Raw genomic sequence first — 20,530 nt, 5'->3', positions numbered from 1 at the left:
AGATGTCTTTGCGGTGCGCGCCGGTTCAGGTGGTGGCCGGCTGCGTGGCGCGCGCGAGTTCACGGCGCTGTCGCATGAAGGGACGCGGGCGGTTCAGGGCGAGGACCGCGGTGGTGGACCCGTCGCGCTCGTAACAGGCGAGGAAGCTGCGGTCGTCGGGCGAGCCTTCGAGGATCCGGGGTGTGTCGCCGGGCAGCCGCCGGCCGGCGAACTGGATGCGTACGCCGTACTGGTCGGACCAGAAGTAGGGCAGGCTGCCGTGGGTGGCCACGGTGCTGCCCGCGAGGAGGTTCCTCGCGGCGATGGCGGCCTGTTCCGTCGCACTGGTCCAGTGTTCGGCCCGTGAGCCGCCCACCCGGGCGACATCGCCGACGGCCACGATGTGCGAAACCGCGGTCACGCAGCCCTCGTCGCACAGCACTCCGTCGTCGAGCGGCAGCCCGGACCCTTCCAGCCAGCCGGTGTTGGGTCGCACCCCGATGCCGACGACGACCACATCGGCGAGGAGCATCCGGCCGTCGCGCAGCTCGACGCCGGTGACCCGGTCGGTGCCGCCGCCGTGCAGACCGGCGACGCCGGTGCCGGTGAGGAGGGTGACGCCGTGGTCCGCGTGCAGGGCGGAGCAGATCAGCGCCATCTCGTCGCCGAGTTGGGGGACGAGGGGGAGCGGGGCGGCCTCGACCACGGTGACGTCATGCCCCAGCCTGGCGCAGGACGAGGCCACTTCGGCCCCGATGAAGCCGCCGCCGATCACCACGACCCGGGCCGGGCCACGGGTCAGGTCGTCGCGCAGTGCGTGGGCGTCGTCCAGGGTGCGCAGGGTGTGCACTCCGCTGAGCGCGGGTCCTGGCAGGCGGCGCGGTGTGGCGCCGGTGGCGATGACCACGCCGTCGGTCTCCAGTCGCCGGCCGCTGTGCAGGACCACGGTGCGCCCGTCGGTGTCGAGTCCGGTGGCGCGGGTGCCCAGCAGCCACTCCGCATCGAGTTCGGCGACCTCTTCGGCGTCGGCCAGGGCGAGTTGATCCATGCTCGCGGTGCCCGTGAGGAAGTCCTTGGACAGCGGCGGCCGGTCGTAGGGGCGGTGGTGCTCGTCCCCCACGATCGTCAGGCGCCCGTCGAACCCCTGTGAGCGCAGCGCCCGCGCGGCGTACAGTCCCGCCAGCGAGGCGCCGATGACAGTGATCGCCTTCATGCGGCGGTGCCCTCCTCGGCTGCGTGGTGGATGTAGACCATGCCGTCTTCCACGGTGACGGGATGGGTGCGTACGGCCCGCCGCGCCGGCAGGCAGGTGGGTGCGCCGGTGCGCAGGTCGAACGAAGCGGCGTGCAGCGGGCATTCGACCAGGCATCCCTCCAGCCAGCCGTCGGCGAGCGAGGCGTCCTGGTGGGTGCAGGTGTCGTCGATGGCGTACAGCTCGCCGTCGGCGTTGAAGACGGCGATCGGAGGTGCGGTGTCGATACGAACGGACTCGCCTGCGGGCAGATCAGCGAGGTGGCAGACGGGAATCACAGGAGCCCCCCTGTTACTGTTCGGTATAGTCGAGTTTCCTCATGCGCACGGCGCAGCGCTATGCGCAACAGAATCCAGGCGGGGAGTCCGCGCGTCAAGCGCTCCCCTCAATGTCGGCCCGATCGGGCCGCCAGGTGGTGAGATCGCAGATGACCGACAAGGCGGAGGACGGGGCGGCGGAGAAGCCGTCCAGAGGGCCGGCCGGCGGTGTGCAGTCGGTGGACCGGGCCGTCACCGTGCTGGAAATCCTGGCCCGGCACGGTGATGTCGGGGTGACCGAGGTCGCCGAGGAGCTGGGCGTCCACAAGTCGACCGCGTTCCGGCTGCTGGGTGTGCTGGAGAACCGCGGGCTGGTCGCCCAGGAGCAGGAGCGCGGCAAGTACTACCTCGGAGCGGGGGTGTTGCGCCTGGCCGGCGCGGCCGCCGTGCGGCTGGACATCTCCCAGGAGGGCGCGGCGCTCTGCCGGATGCTCGCCGACGAGCTGGGGGAGACGGTCAACATCGCCGTGCTCGACCGCAATGCCGCGGTCAACATCATGCAGGCGCGCGGCCCGGCCTCGGTCACCGCGCAGAACTGGCTCGGCAGGCGCACTCCGCTGCACGCGACGTCCAGCGGCAAGGCGCTGCTCGCGTTCCAGCCGGACCCGGTCCAGGAAATGGTGCTGGCGCGGAAGCTGCCGCGTCTGACGGAGCGGACGATCACCTCGGCGCCGGCGTTGCGTGAGCAGCTGGCGGAGGTGGTGCGGCAGGGCTACGCGGTGGCTGCCGAGGAGCTCGAACTGGGTCTGCACGCCGTCGCGGCCCCCGTGCGAGCGCACGACGGCGCGGTGATCGGGGCGCTCAGCGTGTCGATCCCGGTGTACCGCCTGGACGAGGAGCGGCTTCCGGAAGTGGCCGGGCGCACCGTCGAGGCGGCCCGGGAGCTCTCGCGGCGGATGGGGTACGCCTGTTGACCTCGGAGTGAGCCGGGAGGCACGCGGGGCCGGAGTGATCCGGCCCCGCTTTTGCGTGTCCGGGGCCCGTAACCGGTGCTTTACCAAGAGCTAACTCCCACCCCTTGACGCTGAGGAGGTGGCGTTCCCAGTATGTCTCTCATCGCGCAACCAGACGTGCAGTGCGCAACACCGAGGGGTAGGGCATGCCACACGAAGTCCGTGCCGTCGTCGCGGCGAAAAAGGGCGCACCTGTCGAGGTGCAGGCGATTTTGGTGCAGGATCCCGGGCCGGGAGAGGTGCTGGTCGCCGTCCAGGCCTGCGGGGTCTGCCACACCGATCTGCACTACCGGGAGGGGGCGATCAGCGAGGACTTCCCCTTCCTGCTGGGGCATGAGGCGGCCGGTGTCGTCGAGGAGGTCGGTCCGGGGGTCGCGGATCTGGCGCCGGGTGACTACGTGGTGCTCGCCTGGCGTGCGCCGTGCGGGAGTTGCCGGTCCTGTCGCCGGGGCCGTCCCTGGTACTGCTTCGACTCCCGCAACGCCACCCAGCCGATGACCCTGCTGGACGGCACTCCGCTGACCACGGCCCTGGGCATCGGCGCGTTCGCGGAGAAGACGCTGGTCGCCGCCGGGCAGGCGGTGAAGGTGGACCCCGCCGCCCGCCCGGAGGCCGCCGGTCTCATCGGCTGCGGGGTGATGGCCGGCTACGGCGCGGCCGTGCACACCGGCGCCGTCGGCAGCGGCGACACCGTCGCCGTGATCGGCTGCGGCGGCGTCGGCAACGCCGCCATCGCCGGCGCCTCGATCGCCGGCGCACGCAGGATCATCGCCGTCGACATCGACGACAGGAAACTGGACGGCGCGACCCGCTTCGGCGCCACCCACACCGTCAACTCGCGTGGTACGGACCCGATCGAGGCGGTTCGCGGCCTCACCGGCGGGCACGGCGCGGACGTGGTGATCGACGCGGTGGGCCGCCCGGAGACCTACCGGCAGGGATTCTTCATGCGCGACCTGGCCGGCACCCTCGTCCAGGTCGGCGTCCCCGACCCCGACATGCGCATCGAACTGCCCCTGATCGAGCTGTTCTCCCGCGGCGGCGCCCTGAAATCCTCCTGGTACGGCGACTGCCTGCCCAGCCGCGACTTCCCCGTCCTCATCGACCGCTACCTCAGCGGGCGGCTCGACCTCGACGGTTTTGTCACCGAGACCATCGCCCTGGACGAGGTGGAGTCCGCCTTCGACAAGATGCGCGACGGCACGGTGCTGCGCTCGGTGGTGGTCCTGTGAGGAGCCAACGGGTGGTCACCTCGGGGACGTTCAGCCTCGACGGGGAGACCTTCGACGTCGACAACAACGTCTGGCTCGTCGGCGACGACACCGAGGTCGCCGTCGTCGACGCCGCCCACGACGCGGCGGCGATCGCCACCGCCGTCAACGGGCGCCACGTGGTCGCCATCGTCTGCACCCACGGCCACGACGACCACATCGACGCCGCCGCCGAACTGGCCGAAGTCACCGGCGCACCGGTGCTGCTGCACCCCGCCGACCAGGAACTGTGGGAGGCGGTGCACCCGGACCGCAAGCCCGACGGGTGGCTCGCCGACGGGCAGCGCATCGACGTCGCGGGCCAGGCCCTGCACGTCCTGCACACCCCCGGCCACACCTGGGGCAGCGTCAGCCTCCACGCGCCCGGCCTGGGCGCCGTGTTCACCGGCGACACCCTCTTCCACGGGGGGCCCGGCGCCACCGGCCGCTCCTACTCCGACGCCACCGTCATCGCCGCCTCCCTCCGCGAGCGGCTGCTCCCGCTGCCCGGCAGCACCGTCGTGCACACCGGCCACGGCCCGGACACCACCATCGCGGCCGAGCGGCCGCACGTCCCCACCGCCTGAAGCGCTCGGCGACAGAGCGCCCCACCGGCCGTACCCACCCGGCTCCCCGCACGCGCCTGAACCCGAAGGAGGGACATGTCCTCAGCATCCGCCACCGACGCCCGTGTGGTCGTCATCGGCGCCGGCATCGTCGGCTGCTCGCTCGCCGATGAGCTCACCGCCCGGGGCTGGAGCGACGTCACCGTCCTGGAGCAGGGGCCGCTGCCGGCCCCCGGCGGCTCCACCTCGCACGCGCCGGGGCTGGTCTTCCGGACCGGCCCGTCCAAGACCATGACCGAGTTCGCGAAGTACACCGTCCAGAAGTTCGGCTCCCTGGAGGTCGACGGGCTGCCCTGCTTCCACCCCGTCGGCGGCCTGGAGATCGCCACCACCGAGGCCCGCTGGGCCGACCTGCACCGCAAGGCCGGACTCGCCGCCTCCTGGGGCGTGCGCGGGGAGCTGCTCACCCCGCAGCAGTGCAAGAGGCTGTGGCCCCTGCTGGACGAGGACACCATCCTCGGCGGCTTCCACACCGCCGAAGACGGCCTGGCCCGGGCCCTGCTCGCCTGCCGCGCCCAGATGGCACGGGCCGAGGGGCGCGGCGCCCGCTTCCTGGAGCGGCACACCGTCACCGGGATCGAGCGGGAGGACGGCCGGGTCACCGGCGTTTTCACCGACCAGGGCACTTTCCCCGCCGACCATGTCGTCTCGGCCGCCGGTTTCTGGGGCCCGGTGATCGGCGCGATGGCCGGGGTGGACGTACCGCTGCTGCCGCTGGCCCACCAGTACGCCACGACCGAACCGCTGCCCGAACTCGACGGGCTCAACGACCCCCGCACCGAAGCCGGCCGCCCGATGCTGCGGTTCCAGGACCGCGACCTGTACTTCCGCGAGCACACCGATGCGGCCGGGAGCCGGCTCGGCATCGGCTCCTACGCCCACCGCCCGATGCCCGTCGACCCCTTCGCCGTCCCCGCCTTCGACGAGGCGCCGGTCATGCCGTCCTCACTGCCCTTCACTGAGGAGGACTTCGCCCCGAGCTGGCAGGACAGCGTCGGCCTGATCCCCGCACTCGGCGCCTCCCGGGTGGCCGACGGCTTCAACGGCGTCTTCTCCTTCACCCCCGACGGGATGCCGGTGCTCGGCGAATCCCGGGACCTGCGCGGCTTCTGGCTCGCCGAGGCCGTCTGGGTCACCCACTCCGCCGGCGTCGCCAAGGCCCTCGCCGAGTGGATGACCGACGGGCGGCCCTCCCTCGACCTCCACGAATGCGACCTCCACCGCTTCGAGGACGCCCAGCGCTCACCCGCCTACATCGAGGACCGCGGCGCCCAGAGCTTCGTCGAGGTCTACGACGTCATCCACCCCCTCCAGCCCATCGAGGCCCCCCGCCCCCTCCGCGTCAGCCCCTTCCACGCCCGCCAGCAGGAACTCGGCGCGTACTTCCTGGAGGGCGGGGGCTGGGAGCGCCCGCACTGGTACGAGGCCAACGCCCCGCTCGCCGACGGGCTCACCCTCCCCGAACGCGACCCCTGGTCGGCCCGCTACTGGTCACCGATCGCCGCCGCCGAAGCCGCGGCGACGCGCGAGAAGGTCGCGCTCTACGACATGACCCCGCTGCGCCGCCTGGAAGTCACCGGCCCCGGCGCGCTCGGCTTCCTCCAGCGGATGACCACCAACCAGCTGGACAAGAAGCCCGGCGCGGTCACCTACACCCTCCTCCTGGACGAGGCCGGCGGCGTCCGCTCCGACCTCACCGTGGCGCGGCTGGCACCCGACCGCTTCCAGGTCGGCGCCAACAGCGGAGCCGACCTGGACTGGCTGCTGCGGCACGCCCCGGCCGGGGTGCAGATCCGCGACATCACCTCCGGCACCTGCTGCATCGGGGTCTGGGGCCCGCTGGCCCGCGACCTCGTCCAGCCGCTCACCCGCGACGACTTCTCCCACCAGGGCTTCGGCTTCTTCAAGGCCAAGCAGACCTACCTCGGCCACGTCCCGGTCACCGCCATGCGGCTGAGCTACGTCGGCGAGCTGGGCTGGGAGCTGTACACCACCGCCGACCTCGGCCTGCGGCTGTGGGACACGCTCTGGGAGGCCGGCCGGGAACACGGGGTGATCGCCGCCGGGCGCAGCGCCTTCAACAGCCTGCGCCTGGAGAAGGGTTACCGCTCCTGGGGCCACGACATGACCACCGAGCACAACCCGTACGAGGCCGGGGTCGGCTTCGCGGTCCGCCCCGCCAAGGGCGAGTTCATCGGCCGCCCCGCCCTCGAAGGACTCAGCGAGCAGAACGTCCGGCGCAAGCTCACCTGCCTCACCCTCGATGACCCCGCTGCCGTCGTCCTCGGCAAGGAGCCGGTGTTCGTCGACGGCGCCCCGGCCGGCTACGTCACCTCCGCCTCCTACGGCTACACCATCGGCCGGTGCATCGCCTACGCCTGGCTGCCGGCCTCGGCCGCGGTCCCCGGCACCGCCGTCCACCTGGAGTACTTCGGCGAGAAGGTCCCCGCCACCGTGGCGGCGGAACCGCTCTTCGACCCGAAGATGACGCGCATCCGCAGGTAGCCGGACGCGCCCCGGCACACCCGTGCCGTCCGCTGACCCGTGCAGTCCGCAGGGAGAAGGAGCAACCGCATGGCTCCCACGTACGACGTCATCGTTCTGGGCCTGGGCGGTATGGGCAGCGCCGCCGCCCACCACCTCGCCGCCCGCGGCGCCCGCGTCCTGGGCCTGGAGAAGTTCGGCCCGATGCACAACCGCGGCTCCAGCCACGGCGGTTCACGCATCACCCGTCAGTCCTACTTCGAGGACCCCGCCTACGTCCCGCTGCTGCTGCGCTCGTACGAGCTGTACGACCAGCTGAAGCGGGACACCGGTCGCCAGGTCACCACCCTGTGCGGGGGCGTGATGGTCGGCCGCCCCGAGAGCCGCACCGTCCGGGGCAGCCTCCTCTCCGCCCAGCAGTGGGACCTGCCGCACGAGATGCTCGACGCGAAGGAGATCCGCCGCCGCTTCCCGACCCTGAACCCCGAGGACGACGAGGTCGCCCTGTACGAGGCGCGGGCCGGGCTGGTCCGGCCGGAGAACACCGTCGCCGCGCACGTCCAGCTCGCCACCCGCCAGGGCGCCGACCTGCACTTCGAGGAGCCCGTCACCCGCTGGGAGGAACTGCCGGGTGGCGCCGGCGTCCGCGTCCACACCCCCGAGAACACCTACACCGCGGGCCACTTGGTGATCTGCCCGGGAGCCTGGGCACCCCGGCTGCTCACTGATCTGCACGTGCCGTTCACCATCGAGCGGCAGGTCATGTACTGGTTCGAGCCCGAGGGCGGCACCGCGCCCTTCGTCCCCGAGCGGCACCCCGTCTACATCTGGGAAGACGCGGCGGGCGTACAGATCTACGGCTTCCCGTCGATCGACGGGCCCGGCAGAGGGGCCAAGGTCGCCTTCTTCCGCAAGGGCACCGTCTGCACCCCGGAGACCATCGAACGCACCGTCCACGACCACGAGGTACGGGCCATGGCCGACCACGTCGCCGCCCGCGTCCCCACCTTGCCGGGCCGGTTCCTGAAAGCCGCCACCTGCATGTACTCCAACACCCCCGACGAGCACTTCGTCATCACCCGGCACCCCGCCCACCCCGGCTCCGTCACCGTCGCCTGCGGCTTCTCCGGACACGGCTTCAAGTTCGTGCCGGTGGTCGGCGAGATCCTCGCCGACCTCGCGCTGACCGGTGCCACCGAGCACCCCATCGAGCTTTTCGACCCTTCCCGTCGCTTCGCCGGGGAGACCCCTAGCCGGCCCGCCGCCGCGGCTGTTTGAGGAGACCGCACATGACGACCACGCCCTGGTCCGCCGCCACCACCCCGGCCGGACCCGACGCCCCGGCGGAACCGGCGCCGACCTCCGCCACGAGCCTGATCACCACCCTCCCCGGCCCCTCCTACACCGACCCCGACGTCTTCCGGCAGGAGCAGGAGAAGATCTTCGAGCGGCTGTGGTTCTGCGCGGTGCGCAGCGCGGACCTGGAGAAGCCGGGCGCCTTCCGTACGGTGCAGGTCGGCCGGGAGAGCGTCCTGATCACCCGGAACCGCGCGGGCCGGCTGCGCGCCTTCCTCAACATCTGCCGCCACCGCGGCGCGCAACTGTGCACCGAGGAGGCCGGAGAGGTCCGCCGCAATCTGCAATGCCCCTACCACGCCTGGACCTACGACCTCGACGGCCGGCTCGTCGCCGCGCCCAACCTCCAGAGGATGCCGGACATCGACCGCACCGAGCGCGGTCTGGTCCACGTCGAGCTGCGCGAGTGGCTCGGCTATGCGTGGGTCTGCCTGGCCGATGAGCCGCCGTCCTTCGAGGAGACGGTGATCGGCGCGGCCGTCGAGCGGCTGGGGGACGCGGCGTCCATCGACCGCTACCGCACCGAGGGCCTCGCTTTGGGCAAGCGCATCACCTACGACGTGCGCGCCAACTGGAAGCTCATCATCGAGAACTTCATGGAGTGCTACCACTGTGCGACGATCCACCCCGAACTGACCGAGGTACTGCCGGAGTTCGCCGACGGATTCGCCGCCCAGTACTACGTCGGTCACGGCGCGCAGTTCGCCGAGGAGGCCGAGGGCTTCACCGTCGACGGCCGCGGCGGCTTCGGCCGGCTCCCGGAGATCGAGGACACCCAGGACCGCCGCTACTACGCGATGACCGTCCGGCCGCAGGTCTTCGTCAACCTCGTCCCCGACCACGTCATCGTCCACCGGATGTTCCCGATGGCCGCCGACCGCACCGTCGTCGAGTGCGACTGGCTCTATCTGCCGGAGGTCGTCGACTCCGGCGCCGATCTGTCCACGTCCGTCGAACTCTTCCACCGGGTCAACGCCCAGGACTTCGACGCCTGCGAGCGCACCCAGCCGGCCATGGACTCCCGCGCCTACCGCAACGGCGGGGTGCTCGTACCCAGCGAGCACCACATCGGCGCCTTCCATCAATGGGTCACCGAATGCCTGGAGGACAAGCATGCCTGACCTGTTCATCGACGGCCGATGGCGGTCCGCGCTGCGGGAGCGGACCCGCGAGATCCGCTGTCCCGCCGACGGCAGCCTCGTCGCGGTCGTCGACGAGGGCGACGGCAAGGACGCGCTGGAGGCGGTCGCCGCCGCCCGCCGCGCCTTCGACGAAGGCCGCTGGCCGAAGCTGCCGGACGCCGAACGCGGCGATCTGCTGCTGCGCGTCGCCGACCTGCTCCTCCGCGACAAGGCGGCGCTGGCCCGCGCCGAATCCCTCGACACCGGCAAACGGCTGGTCGAGAGCGAATACGACATCGACGACATCGCCGCCTGCTTCCGCTACTTCGGCCGTCTCATCGGCACCGAGGACGGCCGGGTGGTCGACGCGGGCAGCCCCTCGGTCGACAGCCGGGTGGTGCACGAGCCGGTCGGGGTCTGCGCCCTGATCACCCCCTGGAACTACCCGCTGCTGCAGACGGCGTGGAAGGTCGCGCCGGCACTGGCCGCGGGCAACACCTTCGTCCTCAAGCCCAGCGAACTCACCCCGCATACGGCCATCGCCCTGATCCGGCTGCTTCAGGAGGCGGGCCTGCCGGACGGTGTGGCCAACCTCGTCCTGGGCACCGGGCCCGAGGCGGGCGCACCGCTGACCGATCACCCGGACGTGGACCTGGTCTCCTTCACCGGCGGGCTGGCCACCGGGCGGCGGATCATGGCGGCCGCCGCCGGCACGGTCAAGCGGGTCGCCCTCGAACTCGGCGGCAAGAACCCCAACATCGTCTTCGCGGACGCCGACTTCGAGACGGCCGTCGATCACGCCCTGACCGCCGTCTTCCTGCACTCCGGCCAGGTCTGCTCGGCCGGCGCCCGGCTGCTGGTGGAGGACGCCCTGCACGACCGCTTCGTCGACGAGGTCGTGCGCCGCGCCCGCCTCATCAGGCTCGGCGGCCCGTTCGACGCGCACGCGCGGACCGGCCCGCTGATCTCGGCCGCCCACCGGGCGAAGGTGGAGAGCTACGTCGCCGACGGCCTGGCCGAAGGCGCGACGCTCCGCTGCGGGGGTGCGCGGCCCGAGGCCCCCGAACTCGCCGGCGGCTTCTACTACTTGCCCACGGTGCTCGACGAGTGCCGGAGCGAGATGAGCGTGGTGCGCGAGGAGTCCTTCGGGCCGGTGCTGACCGTCGAGCGTTTCCACGACGAGGACGAGGCGGTGGCGCTCGCCAACGACACCGTCTACGGGCTGGCCGGTGCGGTGTGGACCACCGACCAGGCCAGGGCCGACCGGGTCGTGTCCGCGCTGCGGCTGGGCACCGTATGGATCAACGACTACCACCCCTACCTGCCGCAGGCGGAATGGGGCGGATTCAAGCAGTCGGGGACCGGCCGGGAGCTCGGTCCCGGCGGCCTGGCGGAATACCGCGAGACCAAGCACATCTGGCGCAACACCGCGCCCACGGCACAGCACTGGTTCGACTAGGACGCACGCCGACGCACCACCCACGCAAGCCCCTTCCCGTCAGCCCGTCAGCCCGTCCGCCCGTCCGATCCCGCGGACCCGGCCTCGTGCACCCCCGATCCCCGACGCGCGCGAGGCGCACACCTCCCCCTGCCCAGGAGGCCGCTCATGGCAGAGACCGACGACGCGTCACCGCGCCAGGACGACGCCGAACTCGCCGAGTTCGGCTACCGCCCCGAACTCAAACGCACCCTCGGCAACTTCCACACCTTCGCTGCCGGCATCAGCTACATCTCCATCCTCACCGGCACCTTCCAGCTCTTCTACTTCGGCTACGGGACCGGCGGTCCGGCCTACTGGTGGTCCTGGCCGATGGTGTTCGTCGGCCAGCTGATGATCGCGCTGTGCTTCGCCGAACTGGCCGCCCGCCACCCCGTGGCCGGCTCCGTCTACAACTGGGCCAAGAGGATCGGCAATCCGCACGTCGGCTGGCTGGCCGGCTGGATGATGCTGGTCGCCTCGATCGTGTCGCTCGCCGCGGTCGCCCTCGCCTACCAGCTGACGCTTCCGCAGATTTCGGCGTCCTTCCAGATCATCGGCGACGGCAGCGGCCCGTACGACATCGCGACCAACGGCGTCCTGCTCGCCGGCGTGCTGATCGTCTTCACCACCCTCGTCAACGCCTTCGGGGTCAAGCTCATGGCCCGGATCAACACCGCGGGCGTCTTCATCGAACTGGTCGCCACCGTCGTGCTGATCGTGCTGTTCGCCGTCCACGTGGTGCGCGGCCCGGACGTGGTGCTGCAGACCCACCACACCGGCGCCGGACAGAACCTCGGCTATCTCGGAGCCTTCCTCACCGCCTCGCTGGCCTCCGCCTACGTCATGTACGGCTTCGACACGGCGGCCTCGCTCAGCGAGGAGTCCCTGGATCCCTCGCGCAACGCGCCGCGGGCGATCCTGCGGGCGCTGGTCGCCTCGTTCGTCATCGGCGGCCTGATCCTGCTGCTCGCGATGATGAGCGTGCGCAGTCTGACCGGAGAGGGACTGACCACCGACGGCCTCCAGTACATCGTCCTGGACGTCCTCGGCGACACGGTCGGCAAGGCCATGCTCTGGTGCGTGCTGATCGCGGTCACCGTGTGCGCCCTCGCCGTGCACACCGCCGCCATCCGGCTCGCGTTCGCCATGGCCCGCGACAACAACCTGCCCGCCGCCTCCCTGCTCGCCAAGGTCAGCCCCCGCTTCCAGACGCCGGTGCTGCCCGCCGTCGTCGTCGGCGTGCTCTCCCTCGGCGTCCTGGTCCTCAACATCCGCCAACCGCAGATCTTCTCGGTGGTCACCAGCATCGGCATCATCATGATCTACGGGGCCTATCTGCTGGTCACCGCGCCGATGCTGGTGGCCAGGCTGCGCGGGAAGTGGACCCCGGCCGGCGGCGGCAGGTTCTCGCTGGGGCGCTGGGGCCTGCCGGTCAACATCCTCGGCGTTCTCTGGGGCGCCGGAATGATCGTCAACCTCGCCTGGCCGCGCGATGCGGTCTACAACGCCACACCGCCCCACCACTGGTACCTGCGCTGGGGCGCCGTGCTCTTCGTCGGCGCGGTCGCGCTGGGCGGCTTCGCCTACTACTGGTGCATCCAGCGCCACCGCACCGGCGTACTGGCCGAGCACGCGGCCGAGGAGCCGCCCGGCCAGGCCGCCCCCGACACCCCCGAGCCGGTCCCGGCCACCGACTGACCGACCGCACTCCCACGCAGAAAGAGGACAACCCACCGTGTCCACTGAAGAGTTCGACTACGTGATCGTGGGCGGCGGCACCGCGGGAAACGTCGTGGCCGCCCGGCTCAGCGAAGACCCCTCGGTCACCGTGTGCGTCCTGGAGGCAGGACCCTCCGACGTCGGCGACGACAACGTGCTGCGCCTGGAGCGCTGGATGAGCCTCCTGGAGTCCGGCTACGACTGGGACTACCCGGTCGAACCGCAGGAGAACGGCAACATCCACATGCGTCACGCCCGCGCCAGGGTGCTGGGCGGCTGCTCGTCGCACAACTCCTGTATCGCCTTCTGGGCGCCGGCCGAGGACCTCAACTCCTGGGAGGCACAAGGGTGTACGGGCTGGGGCGCCCGGGACACCTTCCCCCTCTACCGGCGGCTGGAGAACAACGACGCGCCGGGCGACCACCACGGCCGCTCCGGCCCGGTCACCCTGCGCACCATCAAGAGCGGCGACCCCTGTGGAGCGGCGCTGCTCCAGGCGTGCGCCCAGAACGGCATCCCCACCACCGACTTCAACACCGGCAGCACGGTCGTCCGGGGCGCCAACTGGTTCCAGATCAACTCCGACGAGAGCAACGTCCGGCAGTCCTCGTCCGTCGCCTATCTCCATCCCGTCATGGGCAGGCGGCCCAACCTGGTGGTGCGCACCGGGGTACGCGCCAAGCGCCTGCTGATCGACGCCGATCGGCGCTGCACCGGCGCGGAATACCTCGACCCGGACCTGATCCGCACCCGTACGGTCCGCGCCCGCCGCGAAGTCATCGTCTCCTGCGGCTCGATCGACACCCCCAAGCTGCTGATGCTCTCGGGCATCGGCCCGGCGGAGCAGCTGCGCGAGGTCGGCGTGGACGTCGTCGTCCATTCCCCGGGCGTCGGCGAGAACCTCCAGGACCACCCGGAGGGCGTGATCATGTGGGACGCGAAGCGGCCCATGGTCAGCTCCTCCACCCAGTGGTGGGAGATCGGCATCTTCGCCGACACCGAGCCCGGCCTGGACCGGCCGGACCTGATGTTCCACTACGGCTCCGTGCCCTTCGACATGCACACCGCCCGGCACGGCTACCCGACGTCCGAGAACGCCTTCTGCCTCACCCCGAACGTCACCCGTGCCCGCTCCCGTGGCACGGTCCGGCTGCGGACCCGCGATTTCCGCGACAAGCCCAAGGTCGACCCTCGCTACTTCACCGACGAACACGACGTCCGCGTGATGACCTACGGCCTGCGGCTCGCCCGCGAGATCGTCGCCCGGCCGCCGATGGCGGACTGGGCCGGCGCCGAGCTGGCCCCCGGCCCCGACGTACGCTCTGACACCGAACTCCTCGACTACATCCGCACCACCCACAACACCGTCTACCACCCCGCCTCGACGGTGAAGATGGGAGCGGCCGACGACGCCATGGCGCCCGTCGATCCCCGGCTGCGGGTCAAGGGCATCGCCGGGCTGCGGGTCGCCGACGGTTCGGTGATGCCGCAGCTGGTCACCGTCAATCCGTGCATCACCACGATGATGATCGGCGAGAAGTGCGCCGACATGCTCAAGGAGGACGCGGCCGGCTAGGCACGCGGTGCGGCGCGGGTGAAGGTCCGGCGACGCAGACGAGTCCGCCCGCCGACCGGAGCGATGTCCGGTCGGCGGGCGGCACGTGCGGCGTGGGTTGCGCTCAGCTCTGGGCTTCGGCGGCTACCGGCTTCGGGATCAGGAAGGACGCCGCGAAGGCGGCGGCCAGGATGACGACACCGGCGATCATGCCGGCGGCGTAACCGGCGGGCGAGGTGGGATCCGTGGGCAGGGCCGCGGTCTGCACCGCGTAGAGCAGCGCGAAGCTGAGCCCCGCGCCGAGGTTGAACGCACCCGCGTTCAGGCCCGGAAGGAAGCCCGGGTTCTCGCTCGGGGAGAGCACGATGCCGAGCCCGTTGAGCACGATGTTCGCCACACCCGCGTAGGCGACGCCCACCAGGAGGGAGGTCACCAGCATCAGCACATGCGACTGGCTGTGGACCGTCCAGAGCATCAGCACGACGGTCGCCGCGGAACCGGCCAGGCCGAGCCGCAGGATGCGGCCGTAGCCGAAGGTGGCGGCCAGGCGCCCGGCCAGCGGCCCCATCGCCAGGCCGGCGAGGGCGTACGGCGTCAGCGTCCACCACGCGGCCTGCTGCGCGGACATGCCGAGTCCCGCCTCGGCGTCCTGGGCGAACGCCGGGATCAGGCCGTTCATGACGGCGAACACACCCGTCATGGTGAGCACCGTGGTCAGCAGGGTCGCCCATGTCGCGCGCCGCTTGAGGTGCCGGGTGGCGACCAGCGGATGCCCGCTGCGGTTCTCGGTGCGCCAGAACAGCGCGAAGGCGACCGCGGCCAGGACCACAAGACCGGCGATGAGCGGCCAGTTGGCGGCGGCCAGCTTCCCCGCCTCGTTCAGCGCGATCAGCAACGAGCCGACCGACACGACGAGCAGGGCGACGCCGGGCCAGTCCATCCGGGTCGCGACGCCGGCCGTGGACTCGGGGGTGAGCGTGGCGACCAAGGCGGTGGCCACCGCCGCGACGCCGGCCATCGCCCAGAAGACGGACGCGAAACCGTGGTTGTCGGCGAGATAGCCGCCCGCGAGGGAGTCGACACCGGCGATGCCGCCGTTGACGGCGGTGATCACACCCAGCAGGGTGCCGTACCGCTTCGGCTCCTTCACCTCGACCCGCAGCATGATCAGGCACAGCGGGACGACCGGACCGCTCACACCCTGGATGACGCGGCCGACGAACAGCATCGGCACGCTCGTCGCCAGGGCGGCGACCACACAGCCGAGGACCATCAGGGCCAGCATCCCGGTCAGCACCCGGCGGCGCCCGATGACATCGCCCAGCCTCGGCAGGAAGAGCGAGAACAGCGCCGCCGAGGTGAAGAAGGCGGTCTGGGTCAGACCGATCTCCGCCGAGTCCGCGCCCAGGGTGTCCTGGATGCTCTTCAGCGCCGGGCTGAGCATGCTGGCGTTGAGCTGGAAGGCGAAGCACGCCGCGAGCAGCGCGGTGAGCAGTACGCCGACCCGCACGCGGGATCCGTCCGCCGCCCCGGTGGGGCGACTGCTGGTGGAAACACTCATGGCGTGATGTCACCGATCCGTTCGAGGGCGTCGACCACGAGGTTCCAGAACCGCTCGTGGTCGAGCTGCACCGCGACCTGGGTGGTGCAGTCGGCCGGCGCGGGCGCCCGGAAGTCGGTCACCGTCATGCCGCGGGTCAGCCCGCCGGTCAGCTCGATGTCCACCGGGGCCTTGCGCACCGTCATCACGTCCGGATCGATGACGTACGCGACCGCGCACGGGTCGTGCACCGGCGGGTGGTCGAAGCCCTGGTTCTCGCGGTAGGCCTCGCGGAAGAAGTCCAGCAGCTCGCCGACGAACACGGCGGGGCGGGTGCCGACCGCGGCGATCTTCGCGGCGACCTCGGGGGTCGCCAGCGCCTGGTGGGTGAGGTCCAGGCCGACCATGGTGACCGGCCAGCTCTCGTTGAAGACGATGTGCGCGGCCTCGGGGTCGATGATGATGTTGAACTCGGCGACCGCGCTCCAGTTGCCCTCGTGGTAGCCGCCGCCCATCAGCACGACCTCACGCACACGCTGCGCGATCCGCGGCTCCTTGCGTACGGCCATCGCGATGTTCGTCAGCCCCGCCGTGGGAACGATGGTGATCTCGCCGGGCTCGTGGGCCATCACCGTGTCGATGATCAGGTCGACGGCGTGCCGGCGGTCCAGTTCGAGGGTCGGCTCGGGCAGCACCGGGCCGTCCAGGCCGCTCTCGCCGTGGATCTCCACGGCCGTCTCGACGGTCCGCACCAGGGGCCGCGGGCAGCCGGCCGCGAACGGCACACCGGTGATGCCGGCGATGCGCGCCACGGACAGGGCGTTGCGGGTCACCTTCTCCAGCGTCTGGTTCCCGACCACGGTGGTGACGGCGAGCAGGTCGATCTCGGGATTGCCGTGGGCCAGGAGCATGGCGATCGCGTCGTCATGCCCCGGGTCGCAGTCGAGGATGATCTTTCTGGCCAACGGAAGAGCCCCTTTGCTCTGCTGTGCTGTGGATCGGGTGAGGTGGGACCGGCGCGCGACGCACCGCCTACGGTCCGGCGGACCGCGCCCGGCGCCGCGCGCACCGATGACGGGCCCGGGCACGGGGGAGCCGGGGCCCGCGAGGCGGGCGGGGCGGATGTCACGGTGGTGACGGGCCGGGTGCGGCGGCGGTGGTCTCTACTGCGCGGTCACGGCGCCCACGGGCCGGCGCGGCCGTGGCCGCAGGCCGGTGCGAAGGCCACCGCCCACCTCCCTTGGTACACATCTTGGAAAACGTTCTCCGGAAACTTCGCCCACAGAACCGGCCGTTGTCAATGGTTCGATTCCCGGCCTTCCCCGCGTAACCGGCGCCTCACATCGGTTCACCGGCCCGGAGTGACCACCGTGAAGGGACAACGTTTACCGCGCATTTGCCGGGGCGTATGCTCCCTCCGGCGCAGCCGAGCCGAACGAAGGGGGCTGGGAGACGGTGGCAGAAGTCACGTTGCGAGAGGTGGCCCGCGCATCGGGCTGTTCCATCGCCACGGTGTCCCGCGTCCTGGCCGGCACCCGACCCGTCGGCGCCGAGACCGCGCGCACGGTGCGGGAGGCCGCCGCGCGCCTGGGCTACCGGCCCAACCAGGTGGCCCGCGCCCTGCGCAGCCGCTCCACCGGCACCGTCGGCCTGGTCCTCCCGCAGATCACCAACCCCTTCTTCCCCTCCCTCGTACGCGAGCTGGAACACGCGCTGCACGCCGAGGGGCGGGCCGTGCTGCTGGCCGACTGCGACGACGACCCGGTGACCGAGGCGGCCCGCATCAGCGCGCTCCTCGACCGCCAGATCGACGCCCTGCTGCTGATACCGGTGGACGAACACCGCAGCAGGGACGCGGTGGCCGGCGCGGCCGCCCGGGTGCCGCTGGTCCTGCTGGACCGCGGGTGCGGACCCGGCGTCGCCGACTCGGTCGCCGTCGACAACGGAGCCGGTATGGCCCTCGTGCTGGCTCATCTGGCCGCGGAGGGCCGCCGTCGGCCGTGCTTCGTCGGGGCGGCCGGTACCGCGTCGGCGGCGGTGGAGCGCCGCGCGGCCTACGAGGCCGGGGCGGGCCGCCTGGACCCGGCGGCACCCGGGCGCGTCGAACTCGGCGACTTCTCGGTGGAGTGGGGGCGTGCCGCCGTGGACCGCCTCTGGCCTTCGCGGCCGGACGCCTTCGTCTGTGCCAACGACCTCATCGCGGTCGGTGCGCTGCAACGGCTGCGCCAGTTGGGCGCGGACGTCCCCGGCGAGGTCGCCGTCACCGGCTTCGACGACATCCCGCTCGCGGGTCTCGCCGACCCGGCCCTGACCACCGTCCGGCAGCCCGTCGCCGAACTCGCCGCCGAGGCCGCCCGGTTGCTCGCCCGGCCGCCCGCCCCGCACCCCGGCGCCCGGCACTCGGTCCGTCTCGCACCTGAACTCGTCGTCCGTGCCTCCAGCACACGCGGCGCGGCGCTGCCCCGCTGAACTCCGGGCGCACGTCCCGCCGCATGACCGCCGACGCAGCAGCAGCCTGCCCGTGGTCGTCCCACGTCGCCCGCGCCCGCCGGACCCGATGCGTCAGCCGGCCGACGCGACCCGTTCCCCGGTGAGGAACGCCGCGACGGACTGGCGGAAGCGAGGGGCATCGTCGAGCCAGGGGAAGTGGCCGGCGCCTGGTTGGACGGTCAGTTCGGCATCGGGAAACAGCTCCGCGATCCCGGCGGCGACGCGGGGGAGCGGGCCGCTGTCCACCTCTCCCGCGAGGATCAGGACACGGGCGTCCCAGTCGGCGAGGGCGGCGCGGGCCGCGGCCGGGTCGAAGGCGCCGGCCGACGCGTAGTGGTCCGCGGCCTCGGCATTGCTCTGGGCCACGTCGGATGCGGCATGGGCCTGCGCGGCGGCGTCCCAACGGCCGTAGAAGAACGGGGCGATGGCGTCCCAGTCGGCGTCGCTCTCGGAGCCGGCCCAGACCCTTTCGTAGGCGGCATGCGCGGCCGGGAACCACGGCGCGGCCGTGCGGAGCGCGGCGGCCTCCCGGCGGTGTTCCTCGGTGAAGTCGACGCCCAGGGCGCGCGCACGCGCCGCGATCAGCGTGAGGGTACGGATGCGCCCCGGGTGGCGGGCCGCGTACAGGAGGGCGAGGTCACCGCCCGCCGAGTGGGCGAGGACATCGACGCGGTCCAGGCCGAGGTGCTCGCGGAGGGCTTCCAGGTCGGCGACCTGCCGGTCGCAGCGGTACGAGGCCGGGTCTGCGGGTACGGCGGAGTCTCCGGTGCCACGCAGATCGAGCATGATCAGCCGGCGTTGCCGTGCCAGTCCACCGAGGTCGCCGAGGTAGGCGGAGGCCCGCATGGGCCCGCCGGGCACACAGAGCAGTGGCTCGCCCTCGCCCATGAGGCGATACGCGAGTTGCGTCCCGTCGGGAGCGGTGAAGGTAGGCATGGGCGCCATCCTCGTCACCGCCCGGCCTCCGCGGCAAGCGGTTTGGGCTCCTGCCGACCAGCCTCCGGCTGGTACGGGCCGGTCCGCATCGGGTGCATGCACGCAGCGTCCGGCGTGACGAGGGCAATGGGCGCGGGGCGCCTTCACCCACGCCGCCCGCCGAAGGGGTCCGGCCCCCGATGGAGGCGTTCCCGCCGCGCCTCCACCCGAGGGCCCGCCGTTACTCCTCGGACCGGTACGGCCGAAGACTGCTCCAGTCCAGCGCGTCTTCCGCTTCCCGGCGGGTGTGGTCTGCGGCCTCGCGGGCCTGCGAGACGACATCGCCGTGCTCTTGTATCAGCTGGTCGTAGATCGGTGGGTTCGAGGTGGTGTTCATGTCTTTCGCTAACGTGAGGCGGTGGGTTGCCGAGTGTCGCTGACGGCCGCGGGGGGCGACTGAGGGTACCTCGGCCTGCGGCGACGAGCGGGATCAGGCGTTGCTGAGCAGCCCGGTGCGCAGCTTGGCCAGGGTGCGCGACAGCAGCCGGGACACGTGCATCTGCGAGATGCCGAGTTCGGCGCCGATCTGCGACTGGGTCAGCTCCTCGCCGAAGCGCATGGCGATGATGCGGCGCTCGCGCTCGTCGAGCTGCTCCAGCAGCGGCGCGAGGGAATGCAGATTCTCGACGGCCTCCATCGCGGGGTCCGGCTCGCCCAGGACCTCGGCGTAGCTGCGGCCGCTGTGGCCGGACTGGCCGTCGTCTGCCGGGTCGGTGGGCATGTCGAGGGAGCCCGCGGTGTATCCGTTGGACGCGACGATGCCCTCGATGACCTCCTCCTCGCTCAGCCGGAGGTGGGCGGCCAGTTCACGGACCGTCGGTTCGCGCTCGGACGCGCAGGCGAAGTGCTCCTTGGCCTTGGCGATCTCCACCCGCAGTTCCTGGAGGCGCCGCGGCACGTGCACGGCCCAGCTGGTGTCGCGGAAGAAGCGCTTGATCTCCCCCAGGATGTAGGGGACCGCGAAGGTGGCGAACTCCACTTCGCGTGACAGCTCGAATCGGTCGATCGCCTTGATGAGCCCGATGGTGCCGACCTGGATGATGTCTTCCCGCTCCTCGACGCCGCGGTGCCGGAAGCGGTTCGCGGCGAACCGCACGAGGGAGAGGTTCAACTCGACCAGCGTGTTGCGGGCGTACTGGTAGGCGTGGGTGCCCTCTTCCAGAGTCCGGAGCCGCTCGAAGAACATCCGCGACAGCTCGCGGGCGTCCTTCGGCGCGACCTTCGTCGCGTCCTCCAGCAGCGGCAGGTTCTCCGCCGTGACCGGCGCGCATACGCCGGTCGGCTGCGCCATCCCGTGCTGCTCCACACCGGTGGTCCGTGCGATCAACCCCGCCATGACTTCACCCTCCCCAGGTAACGATGCCAGGAAGCGCGCCTTCCCCCGAACCGGCCACTCATGCCTGCGGGGGTCGCAAAAACACCTGAACGGGAAG

17 protein-coding genes are annotated in these 20,530 nt (G+C 71.6%); 10 read left to right on the top strand and 7 right to left on the bottom strand.

Features of this window, described 5'->3' with window-relative positions:
* Positions 1-25 precede the first annotated feature (25 nt).
* Both ACH4FH_RS09105 and ACH4FH_RS09100 read right to left on the bottom strand, forming a co-directional pair.
* A complete protein-coding gene (locus ACH4FH_RS09105; RefSeq protein ID WP_398555102.1) occupies positions 26-1,192 on the bottom strand; it encodes an NAD(P)/FAD-dependent oxidoreductase in 1,167 nt (388 codons plus the stop codon).
* Positions 1,189-1,509: a bifunctional 3-phenylpropionate/cinnamic acid dioxygenase ferredoxin subunit gene (locus ACH4FH_RS09100; RefSeq protein ID WP_398555101.1), complete on the bottom strand. Its 321-nt coding sequence runs from the start codon at positions 1,507-1,509 to the stop codon at positions 1,189-1,191. Before ACH4FH_RS09100 ends, ACH4FH_RS09105 begins: the two co-directional genes overlap by 4 nt.
* A 149-nt stretch (positions 1,510-1,658) precedes the next feature.
* Between ACH4FH_RS09100 and ACH4FH_RS09095 the strand changes: the two genes are divergently transcribed.
* The 9 genes from ACH4FH_RS09095 (at position 1,659) to ACH4FH_RS09055 (ending at position 14,113) form a co-directional block, all read left to right on the top strand.
* A complete protein-coding gene (locus ACH4FH_RS09095) occupies positions 1,659-2,462 on the top strand; it encodes an IclR family transcriptional regulator (protein ID WP_398555100.1) in 804 nt (267 codons plus the stop codon).
* 185 nt (positions 2,463-2,647) lie between these two features.
* On the top strand, positions 2,648-3,733 hold the full coding sequence (locus ACH4FH_RS09090; RefSeq protein WP_398555099.1) for an S-(hydroxymethyl)mycothiol dehydrogenase: 1,086 nt from the start codon (positions 2,648-2,650) through the stop codon (positions 3,731-3,733).
* A gap of 11 nt (positions 3,734-3,744) precedes the next feature.
* Positions 3,745-4,338 carry an MBL fold metallo-hydrolase gene (locus tag ACH4FH_RS09085; RefSeq protein ID WP_398555098.1) on the top strand — a complete coding sequence of 198 codons (594 nt, stop codon included), beginning with the start codon at positions 3,745-3,747 and terminating at the stop codon, positions 4,336-4,338.
* Between the two features lie 75 nt (positions 4,339-4,413).
* Positions 4,414-6,882, top strand: a complete 2,469-nt coding sequence (locus ACH4FH_RS09080) for an FAD-dependent oxidoreductase (protein ID WP_398555097.1) — start codon at positions 4,414-4,416, stop codon at positions 6,880-6,882.
* A gap of 69 nt (positions 6,883-6,951) precedes the next feature.
* Positions 6,952-8,139 (top strand): N-methyl-L-tryptophan oxidase, encoded by a 1,188-nt coding sequence (solA, locus tag ACH4FH_RS09075; protein ID WP_398555096.1) that lies wholly within the window; start codon positions 6,952-6,954, stop codon positions 8,137-8,139.
* An 11-nt stretch (positions 8,140-8,150) separates the two neighbouring features.
* Positions 8,151-9,338 (top strand): aromatic ring-hydroxylating dioxygenase subunit alpha, encoded by a 1,188-nt coding sequence (locus ACH4FH_RS09070; protein ID WP_398555095.1) that lies wholly within the window; start codon positions 8,151-8,153, stop codon positions 9,336-9,338.
* On the top strand, positions 9,331-10,797 hold the full coding sequence (locus ACH4FH_RS09065; RefSeq protein WP_398555094.1) for an aldehyde dehydrogenase family protein: 1,467 nt from the start codon (positions 9,331-9,333) through the stop codon (positions 10,795-10,797). The genes ACH4FH_RS09070 and ACH4FH_RS09065 overlap by 8 nt, the downstream gene beginning before the upstream one ends.
* A gap of 147 nt (positions 10,798-10,944) precedes the next feature.
* Positions 10,945-12,516, top strand: a complete 1,572-nt coding sequence (locus ACH4FH_RS09060) for an APC family permease (protein WP_398555093.1) — start codon at positions 10,945-10,947, stop codon at positions 12,514-12,516.
* A gap of 37 nt (positions 12,517-12,553) precedes the next feature.
* Positions 12,554-14,113, top strand: a complete 1,560-nt coding sequence (locus ACH4FH_RS09055; protein ID WP_398555092.1) for a GMC family oxidoreductase — start codon at positions 12,554-12,556, stop codon at positions 14,111-14,113.
* A gap of 103 nt (positions 14,114-14,216) precedes the next feature.
* Here the strand turns inward: ACH4FH_RS09055 and ACH4FH_RS09050 are convergent, their stop codons facing one another.
* The gene (locus tag ACH4FH_RS09050; protein ID WP_398555091.1) at positions 14,217-15,653 is read right to left on the bottom strand and encodes an MFS transporter; all 1,437 of its coding nucleotides are present in this window, start codon (positions 15,651-15,653) and stop codon (positions 14,217-14,219) included.
* A complete protein-coding gene (locus tag ACH4FH_RS09045) occupies positions 15,650-16,597 on the bottom strand; it encodes a nucleoside hydrolase (protein ID WP_398555090.1) in 948 nt (315 codons plus the stop codon). The genes ACH4FH_RS09050 and ACH4FH_RS09045 overlap by 4 nt, the downstream gene beginning before the upstream one ends.
* 514 nt (positions 16,598-17,111) lie before the next feature.
* Between ACH4FH_RS09045 and ACH4FH_RS09040 the strand changes: the two genes are divergently transcribed.
* Positions 17,112-18,101 (top strand): LacI family DNA-binding transcriptional regulator, encoded by a 990-nt coding sequence (locus ACH4FH_RS09040; protein WP_398555089.1) that lies wholly within the window; start codon positions 17,112-17,114, stop codon positions 18,099-18,101.
* A 93-nt stretch (positions 18,102-18,194) separates the two neighbouring features.
* Here the strand turns inward: ACH4FH_RS09040 and ACH4FH_RS09035 are convergent, their stop codons facing one another.
* The 3 genes from ACH4FH_RS09035 to ACH4FH_RS09025 form a co-directional block, all read right to left on the bottom strand.
* The gene (locus ACH4FH_RS09035) at positions 18,195-19,058 is read right to left on the bottom strand and encodes an alpha/beta fold hydrolase (protein WP_398555088.1); all 864 of its coding nucleotides are present in this window, start codon (positions 19,056-19,058) and stop codon (positions 18,195-18,197) included.
* Positions 19,059-19,278: 220 nt separating this feature from the next.
* Entirely contained in the window at positions 19,279-19,434 is a 156-nt protein-coding gene (locus tag ACH4FH_RS09030; protein WP_393891752.1) for a hypothetical protein, read from the bottom strand.
* A 93-nt stretch (positions 19,435-19,527) separates the two neighbouring features.
* Positions 19,528-20,388: an RNA polymerase sigma factor SigF gene (locus ACH4FH_RS09025; protein ID WP_398555222.1), complete on the bottom strand. Its 861-nt coding sequence runs from the start codon at positions 20,386-20,388 to the stop codon at positions 19,528-19,530.
* Positions 20,389-20,530: the final 142 nt, after the last annotated feature.

It is taken from the genome of Streptomyces sp. NPDC017993 (assembly GCF_044328065.1).
In the GTDB taxonomy this organism is placed as follows: domain Bacteria; phylum Actinomycetota; class Actinomycetes; order Streptomycetales; family Streptomycetaceae; genus Streptomyces.
Note: the sequence above shows the minus strand (reverse complement) of the source record. Positions and strands in the feature narration are given on the sequence as shown.